This is a genomic window from Bdellovibrio bacteriovorus, from assembly GCF_001592735.1.
Classification (GTDB): domain Bacteria; phylum Bdellovibrionota; class Bdellovibrionia; order Bdellovibrionales; family Bdellovibrionaceae; genus Bdellovibrio; species Bdellovibrio bacteriovorus_D.
Genome location: NZ_LUKE01000001.1, coordinates 964,574 through 985,094, shown reverse-complemented (window position 1 = coordinate 985,094; position 20,521 = coordinate 964,574). Strand labels below are relative to the sequence as shown.

Here is a 20,521-nt window from a genome sequence, read left to right as displayed (position 1 = left end):
ACTGCCCTTAGTTTTGTGTCTTTCTGCTTACTTAGCCTGGCGATTCTGCATATGGCGAAGCGACCGCTTTGTATTGATTCTAAGCTTGTCGAAAGAATTGACAGACTGGCACAGGAAGGGACAGACACGGTTTATCGTTGCGCGATTAACAAGAGCACTCCCTTTAATACTTATTTCCATGAAAACCTACGCGAGCTTGATGCCCGCGTAGGTAATATGGAGCGTCTGTTAGAAAGTATTGAGCCCTTCTATCGTAAAGTTCAGATCACCGTGGTCGCGGATCGTCCTTATTTGTTCCGTGTTCAGGGGCATCAGGTTTGGATAGGTCAAAAGCTTTTCGAAGCTCCGGGCCATTTGGAAAAAGCCTTAGCAAAAATTTGGTATCGTGAACGCAATGCCGCCCTTTTTGCACAGCAAGAACTGATGGAAGAAGTCGTCACGGATTTCTTAGTTTTTTTAGATAACGGGGATTTAGACATCGGGGATCCGGATACGCATATCACCACGGCTTTACGCAAAGTTCGCTGGCCCTTTGTAATTAAGTCTGTCGCGGCTTATTGTGAATCCCCATGGAAGCAGTCGGAACACTTTGGCGTTTGCCGAAATAAAGAAGAGGCCTCGGCGGCTTTAACCGGTCTTGTTTTAGAATCAAGTCTGCGCCCCCTTTTAGTGGAAAGTTGGATCACTTCGTACCGTGAGCTTACGGGTGCGGAGCGATTTAGTTTTTTAAAGAATCTGCCGACATTCTTGCGTTCAGAACACAATCCGCCATTGCCGATGATCACGGCTTTGGCAGGGGCGGGTGTGCCCTCGACATCTCTTTTAAAAGCGGCCGAAGCGATTAAAAATATCAGTTCTTTCTTTTCAACTTCGCGGGCGATTAAAGAATCCGAAGTTCATCGCGTTTTTGTGGCAAACTTAACTAATGAGCTTCGTATGAATGGTTTTCAAGACGCCTTTGCAGAGGCCTCATTTGATCTTCTTTATGTAAGCAAAGATAAGTTAGAAAATTCATCAGCGGCTTTAAAACACCTGCAAAGTCTTTCAAAAGAACATTCGAACCTGCAAATGGCCGTGCGCGACGGCGAAAACCTGTGGATGCTTCCATCGAAATACCCCATTCCTTTAAAGTCATTCGGTCAGATTAAAGCCAATCGCACCGTTGTTGAAAAATGCGGTGGATATAACTTTAGTTATGTCATGGACTATGCGGATTTGACGGAAAAATTGTTAGTGGTGGATCATTGCGATCAAGCCCAAGCGATTTCATTTAAGAAGTACTTAGCCGATGGGGCCGAAGGTTTTGGCGCCGAAAATAAAGGCATGGCCTTTGTGCAGTTCCATTTGCCATCACTTTTGATGAAAAAGGCGGAGTTGGCATCTGTGGCGAATGTTTTTGATTTTATTCAAAAGCGAGATGTGGAAAGCCCCTCGTTTCGCAGTCTTGGTTGGCGAGAAGTGCATTGGAGTGAACAGGCCCATGCTTACAAACCTCGCGCGTTCGTCGATGCTATTGAATGGTTCCGCACGCCTTCTTCAAATTAGTTTTCTAAAGAAGGTAATTCGGAACGGAACTCGGTGATTTCCGCGTTTTTTGCAGAATTTGAATTTTCTAAAGACCGGATTTGGCTTTCTTCGCTGGAAGCTTGGCTTTGCAAAGAACTGATCTCGGAATTAACACTTTCGATCTGGCTATCAAAGCTTGAGCGCAAAGTTAGGTTTTCAAGTGGGATTGAGTTCTTCTGTGCTTCCAGGCTGGCTTTTTGTCCGCGCATGGCTGACAGGCGACCTTGTTTATACAGCAGGGGACCGCGCAGAGCATTGATCTTGTTTTCGTTGTCACGAATTTCGGTTTGGCGATTTTCGATCATTGTTTGGACGTAGCGTTTGCGGCCTTTGCGGTATTCTACCAAAAATGCGGATTCTAATTCTTTCGGACAAATATTTTGATACTTCTTACCCGAAGCCCCTGCCTGTTGACCGTTGGACTTTGCACAGTAGTCTTTCACGCCTTTTTTATGCTCATTTAAAAGCACATTGATTTGTGGGCCTTCGCAAAGATCGCGGGAAAAGAAATCACCGAACTTACCGGTTTGATAAGCTTGTTCACGGCTGCAGTACTTGCTCATGCCAGCCTTGAAGCCTTGGTCTAATTGAGATTCAGAAATTTCGGCTTCCACTTTGCGACACTCACTGACCGTAGCATCCGAATTCAGCCATTGACCAGAAAGGGCCACTTTTTTGCCGTGTTCAAACCAATTGATTTGTTCGCAAGATTTACGTTTGAAATAAGAAGCACAGCCTGTCAACGCTAGTGCCGCACAAAACAAAATGATTTTTTTCATGACAATCCCATTAGCTGTTTAAGTTCTTGCTCATGTGCATGCTGTTGCTCCATGGAATCCAGCATGGAAACTTCTAGCTCTTCAATTTGTCCGCTGAGCGCGTGCAGTTCTTTAGCAAACGCGGCGGCCTTATCACCACTGGCACTCATGAGTTTTTCGCTTAAAGCATCACGCATTTTGCTAAGTTCTGCAATCTTCTTGTCGCAGTCTTCTATGTGTTTTTGAGATTTTTTAACTAGGCCTTCAAGACGTTTGCGCTCTTCTTTGTAGTTAAGCTTCGGCGCATCAGAAGTGTCTGACTTAGTCGCTGAAGAGTCTGTGGCGGCGTCAAGATTTCTTTCGGCCAAAAAACCTTTTTGTAAACTCCAGACATACTCATCATATGTCCCCGGATACAAAGTCAGCTGACCGTTGTTAATTTCAAGAATTTTTGTTGCCACTCGCCCGATGAAGCCGCGGTCATGGCTGACGGTGATAATCGTGCCCTCGTACTTTTCCAATGCCCCCGTTAAGGCTTCGACGGTGTCAAAATCTAAGTGATTTGTAGGCTCATCCAGTAATAACAAGGGTGATTTTTGCAACAAGATCTGCCCCAAAGCCACGCGTGATTTTTCGCCACCCGAAAGAACCTTGATCTTTTTTAGCGCATTGTCACCGGAAAATAATAAGCTGCCGGCGATATTTAAAACATCTTGTTGGGTCACTTCTTTGTGCGCTTTAGAAGCCATGGCCTCTAGGACGTTGTGTTCAGGATTTAAAGCCTCTGGCGTGTGTTGCGCGAAATAAGAAAGGCTGACTTGATGACCCCACTTAATGGTACCTTCGAGTAAGGGAATCTGTTCGGCCAATGATTTTAATAGAGTGGATTTACCCGCACCATTAAAACCCACAATGCCCAAATGAATCCCACGTTCTAAGCGCAAGTTGACGTTTTTTAGAATCACTTTACTGCCATAGCCGCAAGCCGCGTTTTCTAATTCTAAAATCTGTTTTCCGGTCGCGCTGGGGGGCGGAATATGGATATGCGAATGTGTCGGGGCGGCTTTCACTTCGATGACTTCCATTTTTTCCAAGGCCTTAAGACGGCTCTGTGCTTGGCGGGCTTTGGTGGCCTTGGCTCCAAATCTTGTTACGAAATCCATGATGGATTTCTTTTTAGCCTCTTGGCTCATGATCTGTTTTTGCAAGATTTCGGCGAGCATTCTTTTCTGTTCAAAATAATCATCAAGGCTTCCCGGAAATTTAACGATATCACCGGCTTCGACCTCTAAGATATGGTCGGTCACGCGACGTAGGAATTCGCGATCATGGGAAATTAAAAGAAAAGCCCCTTTGTATTCCTGCAGAAAACTTTCTAAGACTAAAAGTGTCTCTAGATCCAAAAAGTTTGTGGGTTCATCCAGTAAAAGTAGATTGGGCTCTTGTCCAATCAGGTATAAAAGTTTCGCACGCATGCGGTAACCACCGCTAAGCTGTTTTAAGTGGGATTGAAAATGATCTTCAGTCAATCCTAATTTCAGACCGAACTGTTTTAATTCCCAGATCGGTTTGATGCAGTTATTGGCTAGATATTCCTCGACCTTTTCATCGACGTTCCAGTCGGATTCTTGTTCAAGATATGCAAGACGCAATTGTTGAGATTTTGTCACCAGCCCCTGGTCCAAGTGCTCTTGGTCTACTAGGATCTTAAACAAGGTGGATTTTCCAGCTCCATTGGGCCCGATAACTCCGACGTGTTCGCCTTCGTTGATAGCAAATGTTGCATCCTCAAAAAGAGATTTTGAGCCAAATGATTTGTAGCCAGATTGAAGTTGCAGAAGAGTCAGCGCCATCTTACGGAATTTAAAGGAAAAATTTGTAACGTCAAGTTTTCTACACGCATGAAAAACAAATTCCGCTTAGGAAAATGCCGACGAGCACGAGGCAATTTGTGGAAACTTAGACTTTGCTCCAAAAATACCATTGAGGCTGGCGTCACAGATTTATCAGACGTAATCTATGATTTCTGAATCGCGAAGGGAGAGTTCATGGAAAAAATTTTTGGAATGACTCTTATGATTTTGTTTTTCGTAACTTCGGCATTGGCTTCGCCGGAAACGCCGAGGAAAGTAGTTTCAAAAACAGCCGTGACTTTTCCTGAAACTGTAGAGGGTCAAATTGCCATTCAGACGGGACTCGCTCAGTACGAAGTTCTTTCTTATCTGGAGGAAGAAGGCGTGGCCTTTGCTCAATCCTGTGAAACGAACCTGCAGAAACCCTGTAAGGCTCAAGATTTAAAATCGTACTTTAGTAAATCGCAAAAAGAATTGTCAGATAAGTGTCGCGACTCTCATGGAGAAGCCCGCATTGCGCGTCGTCATGGGGTTAAAAAAATCTCTTCGGTCTGTTACTTTAAAGAAGACAAATCTTTTGTGGAGTTGAATTGAAAGACCAGATCGAACTTAGTATCACAGTCAGAGCCGGGACGGGCGAAGTTTGGCATGCCCTTACGGATAGCGATGAACTTGAAAACTGGTGGGGCGAAGGAATTAAGCTTGAGGCCAAGGTCGGCGGACAGTTTCGTGAGAAATGGGAAGATGACGACGGCCAAGCGCAAATGGCCTCTGGCAAGGTCCTAGAAGTTAAAAAATCTAAGTTGATCCGTTTTACTTGGGTTGAAAAATCGTGGCCTAAAAACGCGGTTACCGAATGCACTTATGAAATTTCGGAAGCGGGACCTGGAAAAAGTGCCCTGACCGTGCGACACACGGGCTGGGAAAGCTTGCCGGCGGCGATTCGTTCTAAAACCCTGAAGGATTTTAAGACGGGTTGGACCTATCATTTAAAAGAACTTAAAGAGTATCTAGATTTCTAAATAAAAAAGGTCGGGCATTTTGTACCGCGACCTTTTTACCCTACGAATTAGAAATCGTGAATCAAATCTTCTAAACCTGGAACATCGATAAAAGGATTTCTGTTTCCTTGAACTTCGAAGATCGCTTGGTTGCGAGCCATTTCATCCTCATCAACCGGGTCTTCCTTAGACCATTTTCTTAAGTAAGCTTCTTCTGAAGGGTTGATGTGCATTTGGTAGCGAACGGCAAAGTAAAACAGGGCGCGCGCCACGTTTCCTTTGTGGTTATCTGGTGGTTCAAAAATATTCTGAGTGCCATCGGTCGCACGGCCAAAGCGAGAGGCGACGCAGTTAACTTGTTTTGTATCTTGAGCCACTTCGCCGAAGTTGAAATTTCCACGAGTTGAATTCGCTTGAGAATCCGTCGGGAAAAGATGGTGAAGATCTGCCTTTTGGTATCCACGACCATGGCCACCGAAACGGCTTTGAGGCCATGTGTGTTCCGTATTGATGACATTTGCGTTTGGTACGCGATTTGGACCTGGGCGTTCTTTACCACGGAAGTCACGAGATGTTTTTTCGTTATTACAGTAAACGTCGCGAACTCCGTATTCGCCATTTCCGTGGTCTACTAGATAGTATTTACCCATCAAGAAAACGCGAGCGCCGTCGTAACCTAAAGAAGTCTGAGTGTAGCAACCGCTGCCTGAGCATTCGTTGCTGATTTCATCAAACTTGTTTGGCACGGAACGATGGAAAGATTCAAGCACGTGATTGATATTTTCACGAAGCTCATCACCCTTCATTCCCGTTGCGATGTTGTTGTAGAATTCTTCACCATAGTAAGCGAATTTTTGAGAAGTTCCTGCTGCGGAACAAATCTGAGCCGCCAGCACCAGCGCTAGCATAGCAAAAAGTTTCATGATTCCCCCATAGTCAGACATTAAGGTGTCTGGTAGAAACGCCGCGCCGATTCGCGGTATATACGTTGGTTTAGAACTCTTAGACCTCGATCTGCGTCCAGTTCCAACTTAAAAAATCTGAACAAACAGAATCCCGACATTTCTACGCAATGCGGCGAGGCTGAATTCGGTGTCTCAGAATGGGAATTTCGGCAAATTCTCCTCTGCAAGTGCTTATGGAAGTGCTTGAAAACCCGATAAGCCTTGTATGCGGACAAGATCTTCTCTGACATGCCTATTGTTTTTTTCCTTCGCGATTCTTACGCAGAGCTCCGCATCTTGGGCTCAGGCCTTGGACCAAGCGACTACGTTCAATTTGATTAACGCACAGCAAAACTATCTTATGCAGCAGCAAGCAATGCAAATGCAGGCATTTCAAGACGCACAAATTAAAGCTCAACAAGATGCTTTGAAGCAGCAGCAAATCAACGGAATGATTGCGCCACTGACGGGACTTTGTACGGCCATGTTTTCCAGTGCAAGCAGTGAGACCGCTGGCGGTGGGACGACAAAAAATCTGGAAGATACGGCTTACAACTTACGACAAGTTGCATGGGCTGATTACGAATCCAAAGGTTACACTTACGATCCGGAGATCGACGAAAAAACTTCGCGTGATATCGGAGCCGAAGGGACCCTCACTTTCAGCGCAGGTTGTGATAAATTTATTAATCGTGATGGAAAGCTAGGGCCATGGGGAAACGCGGCTTTGGGACAGATACGTTCTCACCCAGATGCGTTTGGCTCAAATGTTCCAGATGATATCACAAAGTGGTGTCCAAAATATCCAAGCATGAATAAGGCGCAACGCGATCTTTACTGGGTCTGGATTTTGATGTCGATGGCGAGTTCGGAATCAAGCTGTAATCCCGCGGCGAATAATCCCAATGCTCCGGATGGTGTAGCGAGAGGTCTTTTCCAAGTTTGGAAGCCGGTGTGCCCCAAAGCGCGTAACCTGGGAAATCCTTATGAAAATACCGAGTGTGCGATTGATATGTTGGCGAATGAGCTTCGTAAACGCGACAACTTGATGACTCCAACTTCTAAAGGCAGAGAAGGCACTTATTGGGGCCCGCTGCGCAGTGATGACTGGAACAAACGTCGTGGCGGCGATATCCGAGGCGCGCAAAAAACGCGTGCTATCATGGCGAAATATAAATACTGTAAATAATTATGAAGTCACACTACGATGGCTCGATTTTTAAACCTATTGAGGGTACAATTTCGGCATGAATCGCAATCTCCTCATTTTTGCCATTGGCGGACTGATTATTTTATTTCTAGTGGTGGCGAAAATTTCGCAAAAACTGGAAGTTGCAGGAAAGTCTTCGCCGATGGCAACCTCATCCGTGAATGAAGGATTTGTTTCAGGTGCGGGGACGAGTGGAGCTTCTAGACCGGCGGGGCAAGGAGACTCATTGTCTATTGGCCCGGGCCCGGGGATGATCGAAAAATATTCGAACTCGCGAATTGTTTCTGAAAAGGCCACGGCAGAATTCATGCAGTTGGCCCGCGTGCAAATGAAGTTTCCCGAAAATTTTCGCTTTCAGCAGTTGAACTTAGATTTTGATCAAATCACCGGGATATACGCACGCACTGAAACTATGGAGACGGCTGTATTGGCCGGAAGAATTTTACCCAGCGATAAAGAAGTTGCCGATTTTTTACGTTCCACTGATTCGGGAATTCCGAATGTCGATGGAAAAAGGATTTCTTTGCAGGGTGATGCCATTGTCGTGCCGCCCCCATCGGGCAGTGGATTTAGAACCGGAAAATACTGGGCTGGAAGAACGGCGGATAATAAAGGAGTGCGGGTAGGTCTTATAGAGCGCGCCGATGGCAAGGGCAGTTATTTATTTATATTCACGGGTGCAGAAGACAAACTAGATAACTCTGAAGATTTCTTTGAAGAGCTCTATAATAATCTCAAAGCTCAACCTGAATAAACTAATCGTGATAGTGCGAGTTGCACCACTGACAAAAGTATCGTCCTTGTCCGGTATCCATAAACATTCCTACCGATGTGGCGCGAAATGGTTGGCGGCAAATATTGTTTGCGGCCGCTTCATTTGCTGCGGAAAATGTACCATTAGACGTATATCGACACACAGCCTGAGGATGGCAGCGATGTTGCGGATAAGTATATCCCGAGGTCCCGGGTCGCCAGTCGTAACCACCACCCATGGCGATGCATTGCCCGCCTTGCGAGGTGACGCCGAAACATCCACGTATCTGGTTACTTTGCACCATGAATAGCATTTCAATCATAAGATCGGAACGTCCGCCGGAACCTGTGACGTTAATCAAGACGTTGGAGGCATCCAGAAAAATATTTCCGCGGAAGACTTGGTAAGTGGCGCCATCATTAGCCATATAGATGTTTTTCACAAAAGCCAGATCACGGATTTGAATAGAGTTAACACGGACCCCGCCGGGATTCGACAACCAACCCGAGGCGATAGGCTGAGTGTTAATAGAGCCAAAAGAAGTATTGATCCCGGCTAATCGACCGGTATTCACAGGTTGTCCCCCGATCAGTGTGGGGCATAACTGAGGATCTTCTAGCTGACGACGGATGGATTCTGTAAGATCGATGTACTGATTTCTTAGAACGCGGTTTTTCTGAGTACTCAGCGCCCCTTGAATTCTTTGTTGAACACCAAAGGCGATTACCCCAACCACGACCGCGAAGGCTAAAACTAAAAGCAACACTGAGCCTTTTTCAGATCGAGTTAGTGTCTTCACCGGCAACTCATGCACATGTAAGCTTGGATCGTATTGGTAACGTTGATGTCGGATTTTTTTCCGGTTCTTTCTTCAGAGACCCAAGTGTAGTTAAAAGATGTAAAGGCTTGAGATCCCGCAGGACAACTGAAGGTTCCTGTTTCAGGGTGTGGTCGAGACGGAGAGCTTGTTGTGGCCCGGCAAGTATATCCAGTTGGTGAGCAACGCGAGTTTACGTATGAGCCGCGAATCACGCAGCCTTCCACATTGATTTGGCAGGTGCCATCGGGATTTAGTGTTGAACCCAACATAGCGCAGGTATCGGCCACGCTCGGAGCGCCATCGCAATCGGTCACCGCTCTCGTTCCCGTGAGAGCCACCACCGAGTAATCTAAATAACGAGAAGGCAGGGCCGTCGCTATGCCGTTCTGATAAACCGAAAGATTCACGCGCAATTGCATCGGTGCCTTTAAGTACTCTGCGGTCACCCCGTTGTGAGTCATACGAAAATAACTTGAAGCGGGGACAATCTCCTTAAGACGCCAGCTGAGGTCAGTGACCACGACTTGCGGGCTTGTCGCTGTGCCCGCAATGATATAACCCGACGCTAGGGGTTGCGCGGAATCACCGAATCCTTTGTAACCTGCCATTGTTAATGGCCGAAATTCCGTGGTTGTGGGAAGTATTTGTCCTGAAAGAAAAGATCGGCACGTTGCTCGGTCCGTCATTGAACGACCCAGGCTCGCCACAAACTCACTGCCATCAAACTTTTTATTCAGCTCATTCTGGCTTGTCATGACCCGGTAAATTCCGGTGGCTACTCCCGCAGATACTAGAGTCATAAGGCCGGCGGCAACGATAAGTTCCATCATGGTGATGCCCCTTGCGTTCGCAATATGTCGGCGATATGATTTTTGTATGACATTCATGAATAAAAACTTCATTTTAATGATCTGCCTCGTTTTGGGACTTGGAGTCCTATTCAAAATGTACAAGTCTAAGCAAAATTATGCCATTACCCCGCCTGCTTCAGCAATAAGAGATCAATCTGTTGATCTTAAAAATGACTCTAGTGCCTCGGCAGCCTCTAGAAAACTAGACCCATCTCAACCGGAGATGAGTCCTTCGCCGAGCAGTTCTCCCTCGGCAAACAGTGCCTCCGTGGCGCCATCATTGAGCCTTGAGCAGCAAGTTTCTGGGCAATCAAAAACTCAGTTTTTACAAGAGGCCTTCTTGCAAATGGATATGCCAGAAAATATTCCCTTTCAGAAAGTCGATCTTTCTTTCCCCGACATGTCGGCGATTTACTCTCGTGCCAATGGCATGGAGATGGCCGTCGTAGCCAAAAAAGGAGAGGCGGATCAAAAGGATGTTGAGGCCTTTTTAAAATCAGCCGACACCGGAATTCCAAATTTAGATAAACGCGGAATTCAATTTGCTCCTCCAAAAAATAAAACCCCGGCCTCGGGAAGCGGGATGAAATCAGCACAGTTATACAGCGGGGTGGGGCCGAATAATCAAGAGATACATGTGGCGGTGTTTTCCCGTGCAGATGGTTTAGGGACATATATGTTTGTGGTCTCAGGTGACGCCTCCACCTTGGAGGCACGAGCTGATGATTTTGAAAAAATTTATAACAGCATGAAGGCACAAACCGGAGCGCAGTGATCTTACCTCACGTAGCCCTTATATTTCTCACTTTCTTGGCCGCTCTTTGCAGCCTTGTTTATGAATTGGTTTTAGCGCAAGTATTAGCGGCAACTTTGGGTGGAAGTCTTTTACGCTATTGCACAGTCATCGGTTTATTTTCATTAAGTCTGGGTGTGGGTTCTCTGGTGTATGCTCGCAAAGAATACAGCCAGGCAGAAAAAGTCCGGATTCTTTTTCATGTAGAACTCATTTTGGCAGCCTTGGGTCTACTTGGACCGATTCTGATTGTTTTCTTAGACCCTTTCCGCATTGGCAGCAGCTTAGGGCTTTTATGGGAAGTGGTTTTTTATCTTCCTGTTGTTGGAGTGGGTTTTTTTTCCGGTTATGAGTTGCCGTTACTTTTATCTCTTTGCAAAGATCGACGCCGAGAATTGGAAACACTTTCTTCTGATTACATGGGAATGTTTGCTGGAAGTTTGATGGTTCCTTTTTTAATCTACCCGTTAGGTGGCCCTTTTTTAGGGAGCGTTTGGGTCGGGATATTAAATTTATTCGCGGCGGGTATAGTGTTCTTTTGCCTATATCGGGGACGAATTTATCTTAAAAAAGACGGCTATATATTCGGGGCACTGTCTTCTTTAGCATTGGTATTACTGATGGCGCAAAACTATTGGCTGGATTGGATTCGTGAATGGTTTATTTCTTAGCATTCATATTTCTTTTTCCCGCGCTCAGCCAGGCTACCCAAATGGATACTTTTTTGGGCACGTCAGAGCCAGCGTATGTTCAAGCCGTGGCCCCACGATTTTCAAAATGGGTGATAGAAAATTTTAGCGTCACTAGTTCTGCTGAACAAAAAAAGTGGCAAGATCATATTCTGCAAGAAAGTGCGCAGATGACGGATTGGAACTTTACCCCGTTAGCTGATTTTTCTTGGCCCCGCTTGCAGTTTGGAATGCGCTTTACTAAAGGTGTGCAAACAGATTCTTACATCTTTATATTTCCTGAAAATCCAAAGATATCCTTGCAAGGTATTCAGAAATTTTTCCGGATTCCATCATCGCTGCAAAGAGATTGGATTGGGTATGGAATTTCACTGCAGAAAAATGAAGTGTATCTTTTTAATAAAGAATCAAATGCCATTCGTCAGACCATTGTCGCCGACGGAAAATGGCTGCCCAGCACTTACTTAAGAAAGATCGAAGTCCCTAAAGAGTCACCGGTGAGTTTTGCCTCTTTGGTGGTCTCTTGGAAATCTTGGTTGGATGCTGAGGGTCGATTTTTGCAGTATGAGCTGAATCTGGGAAAATTTAACCTGCGCGTGCTTGATGGTGCAGCGATTGCGACCGCGCGTAAATTGAACGGTGAGTTTCTTTTAAATAATTTGCGTCTTACTTATAGATCTCTGGATGACTATGACGTCCTCTATCCTTAGTTCTAAACGCACCTTCGGTTTTGATCTTATTCGGATTGTCAGCATGGTGGCGATTGTCACGTTTCACGTAAATGAAGCGGTTTTTTGGCAAGACTTCAATCCTATGATGTCTTCGCTTTATGTATATCGCGTGATTCATGCGTTCAGTCAGCATATCACTTTCAGTGGATTCACCGTTATCGCTCTAAGTTTCTTTTTAATGGGGAAAGGCTCGCGTAAGAACTATTCCGCCTTGATTGGCTTTATTTTTCTTGGAGTCTTAGTTGTGGCCGCTTTTCAAGAAGACCCTCCATTTACGGGGTTTTATTGGGAATGGGATATTTATTCCTTCTTGGCGGTCAGTGTCGCTTTCATCCAAATGCTGGTTTTGTTGCCGCCGCGGTGGCATCGATGGATTGCAGGGGCGGCCTTTTTGGCAACATGGATTCCTGCATGGCGATTGATTCCCAATTCCACGGATGCAATCACTCAAGCTTTAGTGGGAATTTGCCCTCCGCAAGGGGTGGGCTCTTGGCCACTTCTTCCGTGGCTTGCTTGGCCGACTTTGTTTTTCTGTCTGGGGAAATGGTATCGAGTTTCAGAAAAATTTAAGCTGTGGACCAAAACCATGTTTCGTGGTGAGGTTTTTGCGTGGGTTGTGATCTTAGGGTTAAGTATTCCCTTCTTTGGAGCATTTAACTGGGTCCCTATTGGGCCTCATTTTTATTGTCATACTTTACGTATAGAACCTTATCTTTTTTGGTCGACGATGATCTGGTTGATATTCGCGATGCGTATTTCGATGCTTGATCGTGTAAATTTATGGCTTAGCAAAAAATGTTGGGCCGTGGCGATTTCTGAAATGCGCTGGAATAAATCTTTTGGTCTGACTTATTTGACTCATTTGGTTTTATTGGGCGTGGGCATTTACATGCGTCCTTATTTTACAGACCACCCTTGGCTTTTCGAAATTTACTTCATCAGTGTTTTACCTTCGGCAGAAGGCTTGGTTCGTATCGGCGAAAAATTTTTAGCGACCTGGCATAATAGGGTAAGGGCGAAATAGTGAATTTACGCGAGACGTGTCTTCGCCTCCCTCAAGATAGCCATTTAAATTTTGTAAGTTTACCAAGGCTGGGTTGCTAATAGCTTGGGGTATTCGGCCGTAGTCAAACTGCGCTTTGAACTCGTCCTTGGTAAAAAAATAGAAACCTTCAAAGTTTCCGAAAGCAAAGATATTCTTAAATCCGGCGGATTTGATCGTATCACGCAAGACCCATTGCGGTGGTGTCTTAGTATTTGCGGCCTGCATTTCGTCGGGCGAATACAGAGGTCCATCCATGATAACAAACCCTTTGGGTGTTAATGTCCTTCGTACAATTTTATAAAACTCGACACTGTACAGGCGTAAAAGATCCGGGGAATGGGGATACGGAAAATCGATAAACACGGCATCAAACTGTTCGGGCGCTTGATGTTTCATAAAGGCAAATCCATCTTCGATATGAACATTCACGCGCGGATTTTCTAAAGATCCTTGATTAAGTCTGGTGAAGTGGAAATTTTCTTTGCCCAGTTCAATCATTTTTGGATCGATTTCCACCAAATCAATGCGTTTAATTTCTGGGTGTTTTAAAAGCTCTGTCGCCAAAAGCCCATCACCGCCACCTAAGATCAGGATATTTTCTGGAACTTTTTTGCGCAGGTTGAACGCTCCATACACCATCGACTCATGATAAATCTGGTAAGAGCTTTCATTAAATTGCAAGCGGCGGTCTAGGTAAAGAGTTACTCCCTCTAACGGATCCATGGCCCACGAAGAAGCGGCGGAGCTTTGTACTAGATCGATTTTTTGGTAAGGGGAATACCACCTTTGAACCGTTGGGATTAACTTTAACCCATTCCAAATGTTTTTTATCGCGGCGACGTTAAGATCGGGAATCTGAACTTTAAAATAGGAAGCCTTTAAGTAAGCTTGTTCCAGCTGGGGTGAATACAAAGAGCTCATGTACAGAGCCGCGGTTGGTAATAAAAGCCACGAAAGATAGCGCGGCTTAAGCCAGGCGTTTTTCTCGACGAACGGCAAAAGAGAAAAAGCAATCACAGCATTTATCAAACCCAAAAAAATGATGGCTTTAAAGGGTCCCCAGCCTGGGTTTAATATTAAGGGCACCGCGAACCCCGCAAAGAGTCCGCCTAAATAGCTCATGGCCAACGGAATACTGGCTCTCATTTTTTCCCCTTGCTCTTGCCACAATAGGGGGAACTCGAAGCCTGAAAGCAGTCCGACCGCGAAAATCAGCAAGCCCACAAAATAGTAAATGAATCCTGCGGGACCAAATGGGGAAAGATGGTGTAGAAAGGCGATGCCATAGGAGCTAGGAATGACCAAAAATGCCAAAGAAACTAGAAGGCATTCGACATAAAAGAGTCTCTTGACGGGTTGATCGGTTTTCCAGACTGAAGACAGTGCGGCACCGGCGCCTAATCCTAATAGAAATAAACCGATTCCTAAGCTTTGGGACAGAATTTCATTTTGAGATAGGTCGGTAAGAATCTTCGCCAGAAATAATTCATAGGCAAGGCTGCAGAATGATAATGCAAAAATGAGTGTACATGACAGCCAGACGTTCATACACTCAAGAGAGTCTCATGTGCGAGGGATTCAGCCAAGATTATTTCGAGGAGTATTGATGAGATCTTTTCAAATCCGCAAAAATGTCGGTGGTTTTTCGCTGCTTGAGATTCTTGTCGCCTTGGGAATTTTCGCTTTGCTGTCTTTGGGCATCGCGATGTCCATCAACCACTTGTTCATTATGCAAAAACAGATCAGCGTGGTGGACGTCGGAGATAACTTTTCTGCGGCATTCTTTCAGCACATCACGGTTCCGGCGAACTGCGAAACGGCGGTTCGCAATAGACAATTACCTACCGGAACAAATGAATTAGATCTTAACGTCAGCACTTTCCGTGGCTTGTTACCCAACGCTTCTTTAGGGATCACGGCGGGGACCGAGGTCGACCGTGGACTTTTTGTAAATCGTATATTTGTGAAACAAAAGCCGGGTATTACCCAAGGTGACGCCGTTCAGGTGGGTCCTGACCCGGTTCAAGATCTTTATCGCCGTTACACATTACAATTAGTTTTGCGTTTAGAGCGCGCGCGTCCTAATCAAAGTCGTGCTCCATTGCCAGATCGTGTGCTTGAGGTTCCAGTGTTGGTGCGAAATGCCTCTGCGACCACGATGAACACTTGTATGCTTGAGAGTGGGGCGGAAGATTCTTGTGAAATTATGGGTGGGACTTATGCAAATGGGCGTTGCACATTCCCGTCTGAATGTACGGTTCATGGAACTTTCATTACCACCACTTGTGATAAATCTAACGTCACATGTGCCCCGGAATATACCGGAGCCGATCGTAACAACGCTATCACAGGCAGAGCTGCCTGCCCGGCGGGAAGCTGTCCAACGCAATCCGGACGCTTTTCAATTGTTCGCAGCGTTCAGACTGGTAAGAAAAGCTGGACAGATGTAAGAGTCACAGAAAACTTTTATCTGTGCATGAAATGTGGGAATTCGACTTGTAACTAAGATCTTTTATAAACCAGAGCCGCCTCGTGATGGTTGGACTTCCAAAGCCAGCCGTCATAGATGTAGTGACTTAAAAGCGGAATCAGATAAATCCCCATTAAAAATGCCAAGGTGAAATCCGCAGAAGAATTTTTTTCTGCCAAAGGTAAGAACCAATCTTCGAATTGCGCTTCCATCAATCCAAATACAAAAGCCGTTCCGACAATGATGAATAGCCACCAGGTGAATTCTTTGCGCCAAGGAACTTCGGTGCGTTTAAGGGTTAAACTCATCAGCCCCATATAGGCAAAACCGTGTGCGACGACCAACGGATACAAAATTTCACCAATGGTGGTGCCGACAAGAAAAGAAACTCCATACAAAAAACTGGGAATCATGACGGCCAACGTAACGGGGGCCTTTGAGGTTCCTTGCAGTGTAGATCTTAAAACTTTAGATACCCATCCCGCCAACACTACGGCATACACGATCAAGCCAGATTGTAAGATCATTTGGTTTGGAAAATGTAGTACTGCTCCGTGCAAAACGAAGTCCGTATCAAGATCCCGAAAATGAAAAAGTGCGAAAGGTAAAACAGAAAGCGCTAACAGAAATCGTGCTTGCCAAGGATCCTTATCGCCGTTGATTTTCTGTTCCCACTTTAAGATGCCGTGAAACTGGCGATAGTTATGAAAAACGGTGGCAAAGATGATGAAGGTCCACAGGCCAATCATATTAAAGTAAGCCCAGATCGCGACCAAAAGAAAAACGAAGAGGGGAACTGTCCAATATAAGGTCGTGCGATTTCTTTCACGAGCATTGGCATAGGTTCGCCAGAATGTGGTGTAAACGTGGCCGCTGTCACAAAAGGCCAAGGCAAAAAAAGCCAGCGCTTCATCCCACAGGCCTTGCGGATGAAAGATATGAACAAGGCCTGCCGTTAAAATTCCGGGTAAAACTAAAAAAAACAAATCTTTGCGGGCTGAACCAAAGATCCATTGTTTCAAATTTCACCCTCCCTATGATTGGAAGAACTATTTGTTATTCTTACGATCTTCTTTGCGTTTTGCCGAAACGCGGTTCTTTTCGTCAACAAATACAACCGTTGGTTCATGCTTTTTAGCCGCTTCGAAATCCAAACCGCAATAAGAGCAGATGATCACAAGATCCCCTTTTTGCACGTGACGGGCCGCTGCTCCGTTCAGACAGATTTCGCCTTTTTTTCCTTTGATCACGTACGTAGAAAATCTTGCGCCATTATTGCAGTTATAAATATCCACGCGCTCATTAATAAGGAAACCTGAAGCCTTGATAAGATCAGGGCAAACACTCACAGATCCTTCGTAGCTTAAGTCAGCTCCGGTGACAGTGGCGCGGTGAATTTTAGCTCTTAACATTGATAAGTTCATAGTCACAGTTTCCTTAGGTATTATATTGTAGCGCGATCAACATGCCCTTGAGAACCAGGTCTGGCACGATCTCGTCGAATATTTTTTCTTTTTCAAATAAATAAGCAAAGCCCCCCGTTCCGATAACCAAAGGCTTCTCATCTTGAAAACACTCTTTTGTGAGTCTTTCGCTTAATTCTTTAATCGTTCCTAAATGGCTGTAATACAGTCCAGATTGGATGCTTTCAATGGTCGCTTTTCCTAAAGCCTCGTGCATGGCCACGATTTCGACGGAAGGAAGTTTGGCGGTTTTACTTTCCAACGCCTCCATGGCAAGTCTTAGACCCGCGACGATCGAACCACCTAAATAATCTTTATCTTTTGAAACCGCGCAGAATGTTGTCGCAGTTCCCAGATCGACTAAGATTAAGTTCTTTCCTGGATAAAGATGAGTTGCCGCAATTGAATTTGCAATGCGGTCGGCGCCGACTTCCAAAGGATTGCGATATTTTACTTTTAAACCGGTTTTTACGCCCGCTTGCAGAATGAACGGGTTGATATTGAAATACTTCATGCATGCACCACGAAGCGAATAAATCACTTCAGGCACCACACTGCAGATGGCGATTTGTCGAACCTTTGTCGGATCAAAACCATTTTCACGAATCGCACTGCGCAGAAAAATGCCAGTTTCATCCGAAGAAGCTCCGCTTTTAGAGTTCTTACGGAAAGACATCAGCATTTTGTCTTTATCAAAAAGTCCGGCGTAAATTTGGGTGTTTCCCACATCTAAGCACAAAATCATACAGTATCCTTTGGTATAAGTACTTCGGCTTGGCCGGCGTATAGACTGATCGCGTGAATCAAGTTCGCTGTTAATTGTTCTAAACTGTCGCAAGGTTCGGCCTTGTTTTCAGAATACAATGTAAAGCGATGGGTTCTAGCCACAATATCGATATCTTGTAAATCGTTATGGACTACAAAATCGGCATGCGAATTTTTAAATAACTTTTCCACGGCGGCCAGTCTTGCCTCTGGTGAAGCATGGCTTGTCAATTTAAAGGCAATGACTTTTAAATCCTTATTGCGGGAATAGTTTTTTAGCTCGTCGACGATTTTGTGATTCTTTTTAAGGTGCAAGTTCATCTCTGGGGCGTCGGAGCTGATTTTTTTTATTTCCAGAGGTTTCACGGTTTGGCCATTTACTTCCACACTTTCCAGCGAATAATCGCTGACCGCCGCCGCATGAATAACGTGGGTGAAGTCTTCTTCAGAAAGATATTTTTTCATTTTTTCGTCTAAAGACTTAAACGTCGTGAATTTATCTTTTCTTGGCACATCAGCCTTCACCGTGGAAGAGTGAGATTGCAACAAGGTCACGTCAAAACCCATATGGCTAAGACTTTCAGCTATGACCACACCTGTTTTACCAGAACTAAAATTGGTAATAGCGCGAACTGTGTCGATAGGCTCCATCGTACCACCGGCGGTGACTAGGACCTTCACTTTTGAAGGATTTGCGGTGATCGCGGCGGGTTTTGCATCCTGCGTGGCTTTGGGAGTTTTTAATGTATCAAGGACAGCTTTTAAAATTAAATCGGGTTCTAAAAGTCGTCCCCAGCCCTCTTCTCCACAAGCAAGAATCCCTGAAGCTGAATCTAAGATCTCGATGCCCATTTCTCGCAAAGACGCTAAAGATTTTTGTGTTACCGGATGGGTGTACATGCTTTTGTTCATGGCGGGCGCCACTAAAAAGGGGCGGGTGAAGTCATGGGCTAAGAACATGGTTTGAATTAAATCATCCCCCACACCTTGAGCGGCTTTATTAATAAAGCTTGCTGTGCCGGGTGCCACCAAAATTAAATCTGGCCAACGCATCAAATGAATATGATCCATGACGTTGCCGCGTTCATACATATCACTGACAACAGGGCGTCCGCTTAAGCCTTCTAAGGTGGCATTTCCCACAAATTGCAAAGCCGCAGGTGAAGCCACAACTTGCACTTCACAACCAGCTTGAACTAAACGCGAGATCACATGACATGCCTTATAGCACGCGATAGATCCCGTCATAATGAAAAGGACTTTAGATTTTGACATTGTCGATCAACCTAACCTCTCCTAATTTCGCCGCCACATAACGGCGGTTGCCGATATCCGTGACGTAATCAACATCAAAGCCTTGGTCGGTCAAAGTCTTTGCGGCTTGTTCCGCGGAAGTACTTTGCGTGATGGCTTTGTAAATCGCAGGGGCTTTTTGGCGGTGCTCTGGTGTCAGTCGAGTGTTGCGGGAACTCATGGCTAAGCCATCGACTTCACGCACGGTCGGAACCGGAACGACTTCTAGATTCATAAAATAGCTTTCAACCATGCCTTTCACTAGGGTCATTTGCTGAAAGTCTTTTTCGCCAAAATAAGCGCGCGATGGGGAAACAATATTAAATAGTTTCATCACGACAGACAAAACCCCGTCAAAATGACCCGGGCGGTGAGCGCCATCCAAAAGCATCGAATATTCATGCTCGGTCATTTTATAGCGATAATTATCCGGGTACATGTCGGCGTATTTAGGATAAAAAATCGCGCTCACACCGTTATTGTTGGCTATCGCTAAATCTTGATCCCACGTCTTTGGATATTTTGCTAAGTCATTGGCATCGTTAAACTGGGTGGGGTTCACAAAGATAGAAAGTACGACATGATCATTTTCTTCACGCGCGCGTTTTAAAAGCTCTTCATGACCCGCATGCAAAGCGCCCATGGTGGGCACAAATCCCACAGAGCCTTTTACGTGGCTTCGCCATTCTTTCATTGCGAAAGGAGTTTCAAGTACAGGAATCATGAATAACTCTCTTTCTCCGTGGGGAAGGCGCCAGATGTGACTTCTTCATGATAAGTGTTAAAGGCCCCTTTAATGGCATCGAAACCCTCGAAGTATCTTTTTAAAAACTTCGGTTTAAAGTCATTATTCATTCCGAGCATGTCTTGCAGAACCAACACTTGTCCGTCGCAATCAGGCCCCCCGCCGATACCAATTGTCGGTACATGCAGGCTGTCGGTGATGTCTTTAGCTAACGATGAAGGCACGCACTCTAATACGATCGCGAAAGCTCCGGCATCTTGCAATTGCAAAGCATGTTCTTTGATCAGGCGACGGGCTTTTTCATCTCGCCCTTGAACTTTAAATCCCCCTAGCTGATTTACTGACTGAGGGGTTAATCCTAAGTGAGCCATCACGGGCACGCCGGAATCAACAATATGACGGACCAACGAAAGATTGCCAAGGGCGCCCTCTAACTTTACCGCCGAAGCACCGGCCTTCATGATTCTTTCAACCGCGGTCATATTGGCCGTTAAACCTTTACGGTTTGACATAAAGGGCATATCACCGATAACAAATTTATCACCGGCACCGCGAACAACGGCGGCCGTGTGCAGGGCCATCATATTCACAGAGGCATTGAGCGTTGTTTTAAAACCATGCATGGTATTGGCCAATGAATCGCCGACTAAAATGCAATCAATATCACTGGCGGCTACGATGCGCGCAAAAGAATAGTCATAACAAGTGATCATCGAGATCTTTTGTTTTTTGTCTTTCTTTTCTTGGAAGTCGAGGATGGTTTTCATAAG

General features: G+C 45.4%; 22 protein-coding genes and 1 riboswitch. Of the genes, 10 read left to right on the top strand and 12 right to left on the bottom strand.

What is annotated here, in order from left to right:
* Positions 1-51 precede the first annotated feature (51 nt).
* The gene (locus AZI86_RS04755; protein WP_253715735.1) at positions 52-1,545 is read left to right on the top strand and encodes a hypothetical protein; all 1,494 of its coding nucleotides are present in this window, start codon (positions 52-54) and stop codon (positions 1,543-1,545) included.
* Here the strand turns inward: AZI86_RS04755 and AZI86_RS04750 are convergent.
* Positions 1,542-2,345, bottom strand: a complete 804-nt coding sequence (locus tag AZI86_RS04750; protein ID WP_061833933.1) for a DUF2799 domain-containing protein — start codon at positions 2,343-2,345, stop codon at positions 1,542-1,544. The two genes, AZI86_RS04755 and AZI86_RS04750, sit on opposite strands and share 4 nt — an antisense overlap.
* Entirely contained in the window at positions 2,342-4,177 is a 1,836-nt protein-coding gene (locus tag AZI86_RS04745) for an ABC-F family ATP-binding cassette domain-containing protein (RefSeq protein WP_061833932.1), read from the bottom strand. Before AZI86_RS04745 ends, AZI86_RS04750 begins: the two co-directional genes overlap by 4 nt.
* Positions 4,178-4,372: 195 nt before the next feature.
* Between AZI86_RS04745 and AZI86_RS04740 the strand changes: the two genes are divergently transcribed.
* The gene (locus AZI86_RS04740; RefSeq protein WP_061833931.1) at positions 4,373-4,771 is read left to right on the top strand and encodes a hypothetical protein; all 399 of its coding nucleotides are present in this window, start codon (positions 4,373-4,375) and stop codon (positions 4,769-4,771) included.
* Positions 4,768-5,199 carry an SRPBCC family protein gene (locus AZI86_RS04735; RefSeq protein ID WP_061833930.1) on the top strand — a complete coding sequence of 144 codons (432 nt, stop codon included), beginning with the start codon at positions 4,768-4,770 and terminating at the stop codon, positions 5,197-5,199. Before AZI86_RS04740 ends, AZI86_RS04735 begins: the two co-directional genes overlap by 4 nt.
* 47 nt (positions 5,200-5,246) lie before the next feature.
* On the opposite strand, the gene AZI86_RS04730 is transcribed toward AZI86_RS04735, so the two are convergent.
* The gene (locus AZI86_RS04730; protein ID WP_061833929.1) at positions 5,247-6,101 is read right to left on the bottom strand and encodes an endonuclease I family protein; all 855 of its coding nucleotides are present in this window, start codon (positions 6,099-6,101) and stop codon (positions 5,247-5,249) included.
* A riboswitch (purine riboswitch) is annotated at positions 6,092-6,187 on the bottom strand. (Overlaps the previous gene by 10 nt.)
* A 296-nt stretch (positions 6,188-6,483) precedes the next feature.
* Here AZI86_RS04730 and AZI86_RS04725 point away from each other — a divergent pair.
* Positions 6,484-7,311: a hypothetical protein gene (locus tag AZI86_RS04725; RefSeq protein WP_157684631.1), complete on the top strand. Its 828-nt coding sequence runs from the start codon at positions 6,484-6,486 to the stop codon at positions 7,309-7,311.
* A gap of 58 nt (positions 7,312-7,369) precedes the next feature.
* On the top strand, positions 7,370-8,086 hold the full coding sequence (locus tag AZI86_RS04720; protein WP_061833927.1) for a hypothetical protein: 717 nt from the start codon (positions 7,370-7,372) through the stop codon (positions 8,084-8,086).
* Between the two features lies 1 nt (position 8,087).
* On the opposite strand, the gene AZI86_RS04715 is transcribed toward AZI86_RS04720, so the two are convergent.
* Together AZI86_RS04715 and AZI86_RS04710 are read right to left on the bottom strand one after the other, a co-directional pair.
* Positions 8,088-8,885 (bottom strand): hypothetical protein, encoded by a 798-nt coding sequence (locus AZI86_RS04715; protein ID WP_061833926.1) that lies wholly within the window; start codon positions 8,883-8,885, stop codon positions 8,088-8,090.
* A complete protein-coding gene (locus tag AZI86_RS04710) occupies positions 8,882-9,736 on the bottom strand; it encodes a hypothetical protein (protein WP_061833925.1) in 855 nt (284 codons plus the stop codon). Before AZI86_RS04710 ends, AZI86_RS04715 begins: the two co-directional genes overlap by 4 nt.
* Positions 9,737-9,851: 115 nt before the next feature.
* Here AZI86_RS04710 and AZI86_RS04705 point away from each other — a divergent pair, with 115 nt between their 5' ends.
* The 4 genes from AZI86_RS04705 to AZI86_RS04690 are packed head-to-tail and all read left to right on the top strand — an operon-like array spanning position 9,852 to position 12,994.
* Positions 9,852-10,532 carry a hypothetical protein gene (locus AZI86_RS04705; RefSeq protein WP_061833924.1) on the top strand — a complete coding sequence of 227 codons (681 nt, stop codon included), beginning with the start codon at positions 9,852-9,854 and terminating at the stop codon, positions 10,530-10,532.
* Positions 10,529-11,221: a hypothetical protein gene (locus tag AZI86_RS04700; RefSeq protein WP_061833923.1), complete on the top strand. Its 693-nt coding sequence runs from the start codon at positions 10,529-10,531 to the stop codon at positions 11,219-11,221. The genes AZI86_RS04705 and AZI86_RS04700 overlap by 4 nt, the downstream gene beginning before the upstream one ends.
* A 41-nt stretch (positions 11,222-11,262) precedes the next feature.
* The gene (locus AZI86_RS04695) at positions 11,263-11,949 is read left to right on the top strand and encodes a hypothetical protein (RefSeq protein ID WP_157684630.1); all 687 of its coding nucleotides are present in this window, start codon (positions 11,263-11,265) and stop codon (positions 11,947-11,949) included.
* Positions 11,930-12,994: a hypothetical protein gene (locus AZI86_RS04690; protein ID WP_061833921.1), complete on the top strand. Its 1,065-nt coding sequence runs from the start codon at positions 11,930-11,932 to the stop codon at positions 12,992-12,994. Before AZI86_RS04695 ends, AZI86_RS04690 begins: the two co-directional genes overlap by 20 nt.
* On the opposite strand, the gene AZI86_RS04685 is transcribed toward AZI86_RS04690, so the two are convergent.
* The gene (locus AZI86_RS04685; RefSeq protein WP_157684629.1) at positions 12,959-14,161 is read right to left on the bottom strand and encodes a spermidine synthase; all 1,203 of its coding nucleotides are present in this window, start codon (positions 14,159-14,161) and stop codon (positions 12,959-12,961) included. The two genes, AZI86_RS04690 and AZI86_RS04685, sit on opposite strands and share 36 nt — an antisense overlap.
* Before the next feature lie 460 nt (positions 14,162-14,621).
* Here AZI86_RS04685 and AZI86_RS04680 point away from each other — a divergent pair, with 460 nt between their 5' ends.
* Positions 14,622-15,521 (top strand): type IV pilus modification PilV family protein, encoded by a 900-nt coding sequence (locus AZI86_RS04680; protein ID WP_061833919.1) that lies wholly within the window; start codon positions 14,622-14,624, stop codon positions 15,519-15,521.
* Here AZI86_RS04680 and AZI86_RS04675 read toward each other — a convergent pair.
* The 6 genes from AZI86_RS04675 to panB are packed head-to-tail and all read right to left on the bottom strand — an operon-like array spanning position 15,518 to position 20,518.
* Positions 15,518-16,507, bottom strand: a complete 990-nt coding sequence (locus AZI86_RS04675; RefSeq protein ID WP_061833918.1) for a hypothetical protein — start codon at positions 16,505-16,507, stop codon at positions 15,518-15,520. The genes AZI86_RS04680 and AZI86_RS04675 overlap by 4 nt on opposite strands.
* Before the next feature lie 27 nt (positions 16,508-16,534).
* Positions 16,535-16,909 carry an aspartate 1-decarboxylase gene (gene panD, locus AZI86_RS04670; RefSeq protein ID WP_061833917.1) on the bottom strand — a complete coding sequence of 125 codons (375 nt, stop codon included), beginning with the start codon at positions 16,907-16,909 and terminating at the stop codon, positions 16,535-16,537.
* A 13-nt stretch (positions 16,910-16,922) separates the two neighbouring features.
* Entirely contained in the window at positions 16,923-17,693 is a 771-nt protein-coding gene (locus AZI86_RS04665) for a type III pantothenate kinase (protein ID WP_061833916.1), read from the bottom strand.
* Positions 17,690-18,988 carry a bifunctional phosphopantothenoylcysteine decarboxylase/phosphopantothenate--cysteine ligase CoaBC gene (coaBC, locus tag AZI86_RS04660; protein WP_061833915.1) on the bottom strand — a complete coding sequence of 433 codons (1,299 nt, stop codon included), beginning with the start codon at positions 18,986-18,988 and terminating at the stop codon, positions 17,690-17,692. Before coaBC ends, AZI86_RS04665 begins: the two co-directional genes overlap by 4 nt.
* The gene (gene panC / locus AZI86_RS04655) at positions 18,975-19,730 is read right to left on the bottom strand and encodes a pantoate--beta-alanine ligase (RefSeq protein ID WP_061833914.1); all 756 of its coding nucleotides are present in this window, start codon (positions 19,728-19,730) and stop codon (positions 18,975-18,977) included. The genes coaBC and panC overlap by 14 nt, the downstream gene beginning before the upstream one ends.
* Complete coding sequence (panB, locus tag AZI86_RS04650) at positions 19,727-20,518, bottom strand: 3-methyl-2-oxobutanoate hydroxymethyltransferase (protein ID WP_061833913.1); 792 nt, start codon at positions 20,516-20,518, stop codon at positions 19,727-19,729. The genes panC and panB overlap by 4 nt, the downstream gene beginning before the upstream one ends.
* Between the last annotated feature and the right edge of the window lie 3 nt (positions 20,519-20,521).

Coding starts and splice junctions, on each gene's coding strand:
- AZI86_RS04755 (WP_253715735.1), top strand. CDS start 52: ATGGCGAAGCGACCGCTTTGTATTGATTCTAAGCTTGTCGAAAGAATT.
- AZI86_RS04750 (WP_061833933.1), bottom strand. CDS start 2,345: ATGAAAAAAATCATTTTGTTTTGTGCGGCACTAGCGTTGACAGGCTGT.
- AZI86_RS04745 (WP_061833932.1), bottom strand. CDS start 4,177: ATGGCGCTGACTCTTCTGCAACTTCAATCTGGCTACAAATCATTTGGC.
- AZI86_RS04740 (WP_061833931.1), top strand. CDS start 4,373: ATGGAAAAAATTTTTGGAATGACTCTTATGATTTTGTTTTTCGTAACT.
- AZI86_RS04730 (WP_061833929.1), bottom strand. CDS start 6,101: ATGAAACTTTTTGCTATGCTAGCGCTGGTGCTGGCGGCTCAGATTTGT.
- AZI86_RS04725 (WP_157684631.1), top strand. CDS start 6,484: ATGCAGCAGCAAGCAATGCAAATGCAGGCATTTCAAGACGCACAAATT.
- AZI86_RS04720 (WP_061833927.1), top strand. CDS start 7,370: ATGAATCGCAATCTCCTCATTTTTGCCATTGGCGGACTGATTATTTTA.
- AZI86_RS04710 (WP_061833925.1), bottom strand. CDS start 9,736: ATGATGGAACTTATCGTTGCCGCCGGCCTTATGACTCTAGTATCTGCG.
- AZI86_RS04705 (WP_061833924.1), top strand. CDS start 9,852: ATGTACAAGTCTAAGCAAAATTATGCCATTACCCCGCCTGCTTCAGCA.
- AZI86_RS04695 (WP_157684630.1), top strand. CDS start 11,263: ATGGATACTTTTTTGGGCACGTCAGAGCCAGCGTATGTTCAAGCCGTG.
- AZI86_RS04690 (WP_061833921.1), top strand. CDS start 11,930: ATGACGTCCTCTATCCTTAGTTCTAAACGCACCTTCGGTTTTGATCTT.
- AZI86_RS04685 (WP_157684629.1), bottom strand. CDS start 14,161: ATGAGAGCCAGTATTCCGTTGGCCATGAGCTATTTAGGCGGACTCTTT.
- AZI86_RS04680 (WP_061833919.1), top strand. CDS start 14,622: ATGAGATCTTTTCAAATCCGCAAAAATGTCGGTGGTTTTTCGCTGCTT.
- panD (WP_061833917.1), bottom strand. CDS start 16,909: ATGAACTTATCAATGTTAAGAGCTAAAATTCACCGCGCCACTGTCACC.
- AZI86_RS04665 (WP_061833916.1), bottom strand. CDS start 17,693: ATGATTTTGTGCTTAGATGTGGGAAACACCCAAATTTACGCCGGACTT.
- coaBC (WP_061833915.1), bottom strand. CDS start 18,988: ATGTCAAAATCTAAAGTCCTTTTCATTATGACGGGATCTATCGCGTGC.
- panC (WP_061833914.1), bottom strand. CDS start 19,730: ATGATTCCTGTACTTGAAACTCCTTTCGCAATGAAAGAATGGCGAAGC.
- panB (WP_061833913.1), bottom strand. CDS start 20,518: ATGAAAACCATCCTCGACTTCCAAGAAAAGAAAGACAAAAAACAAAAG.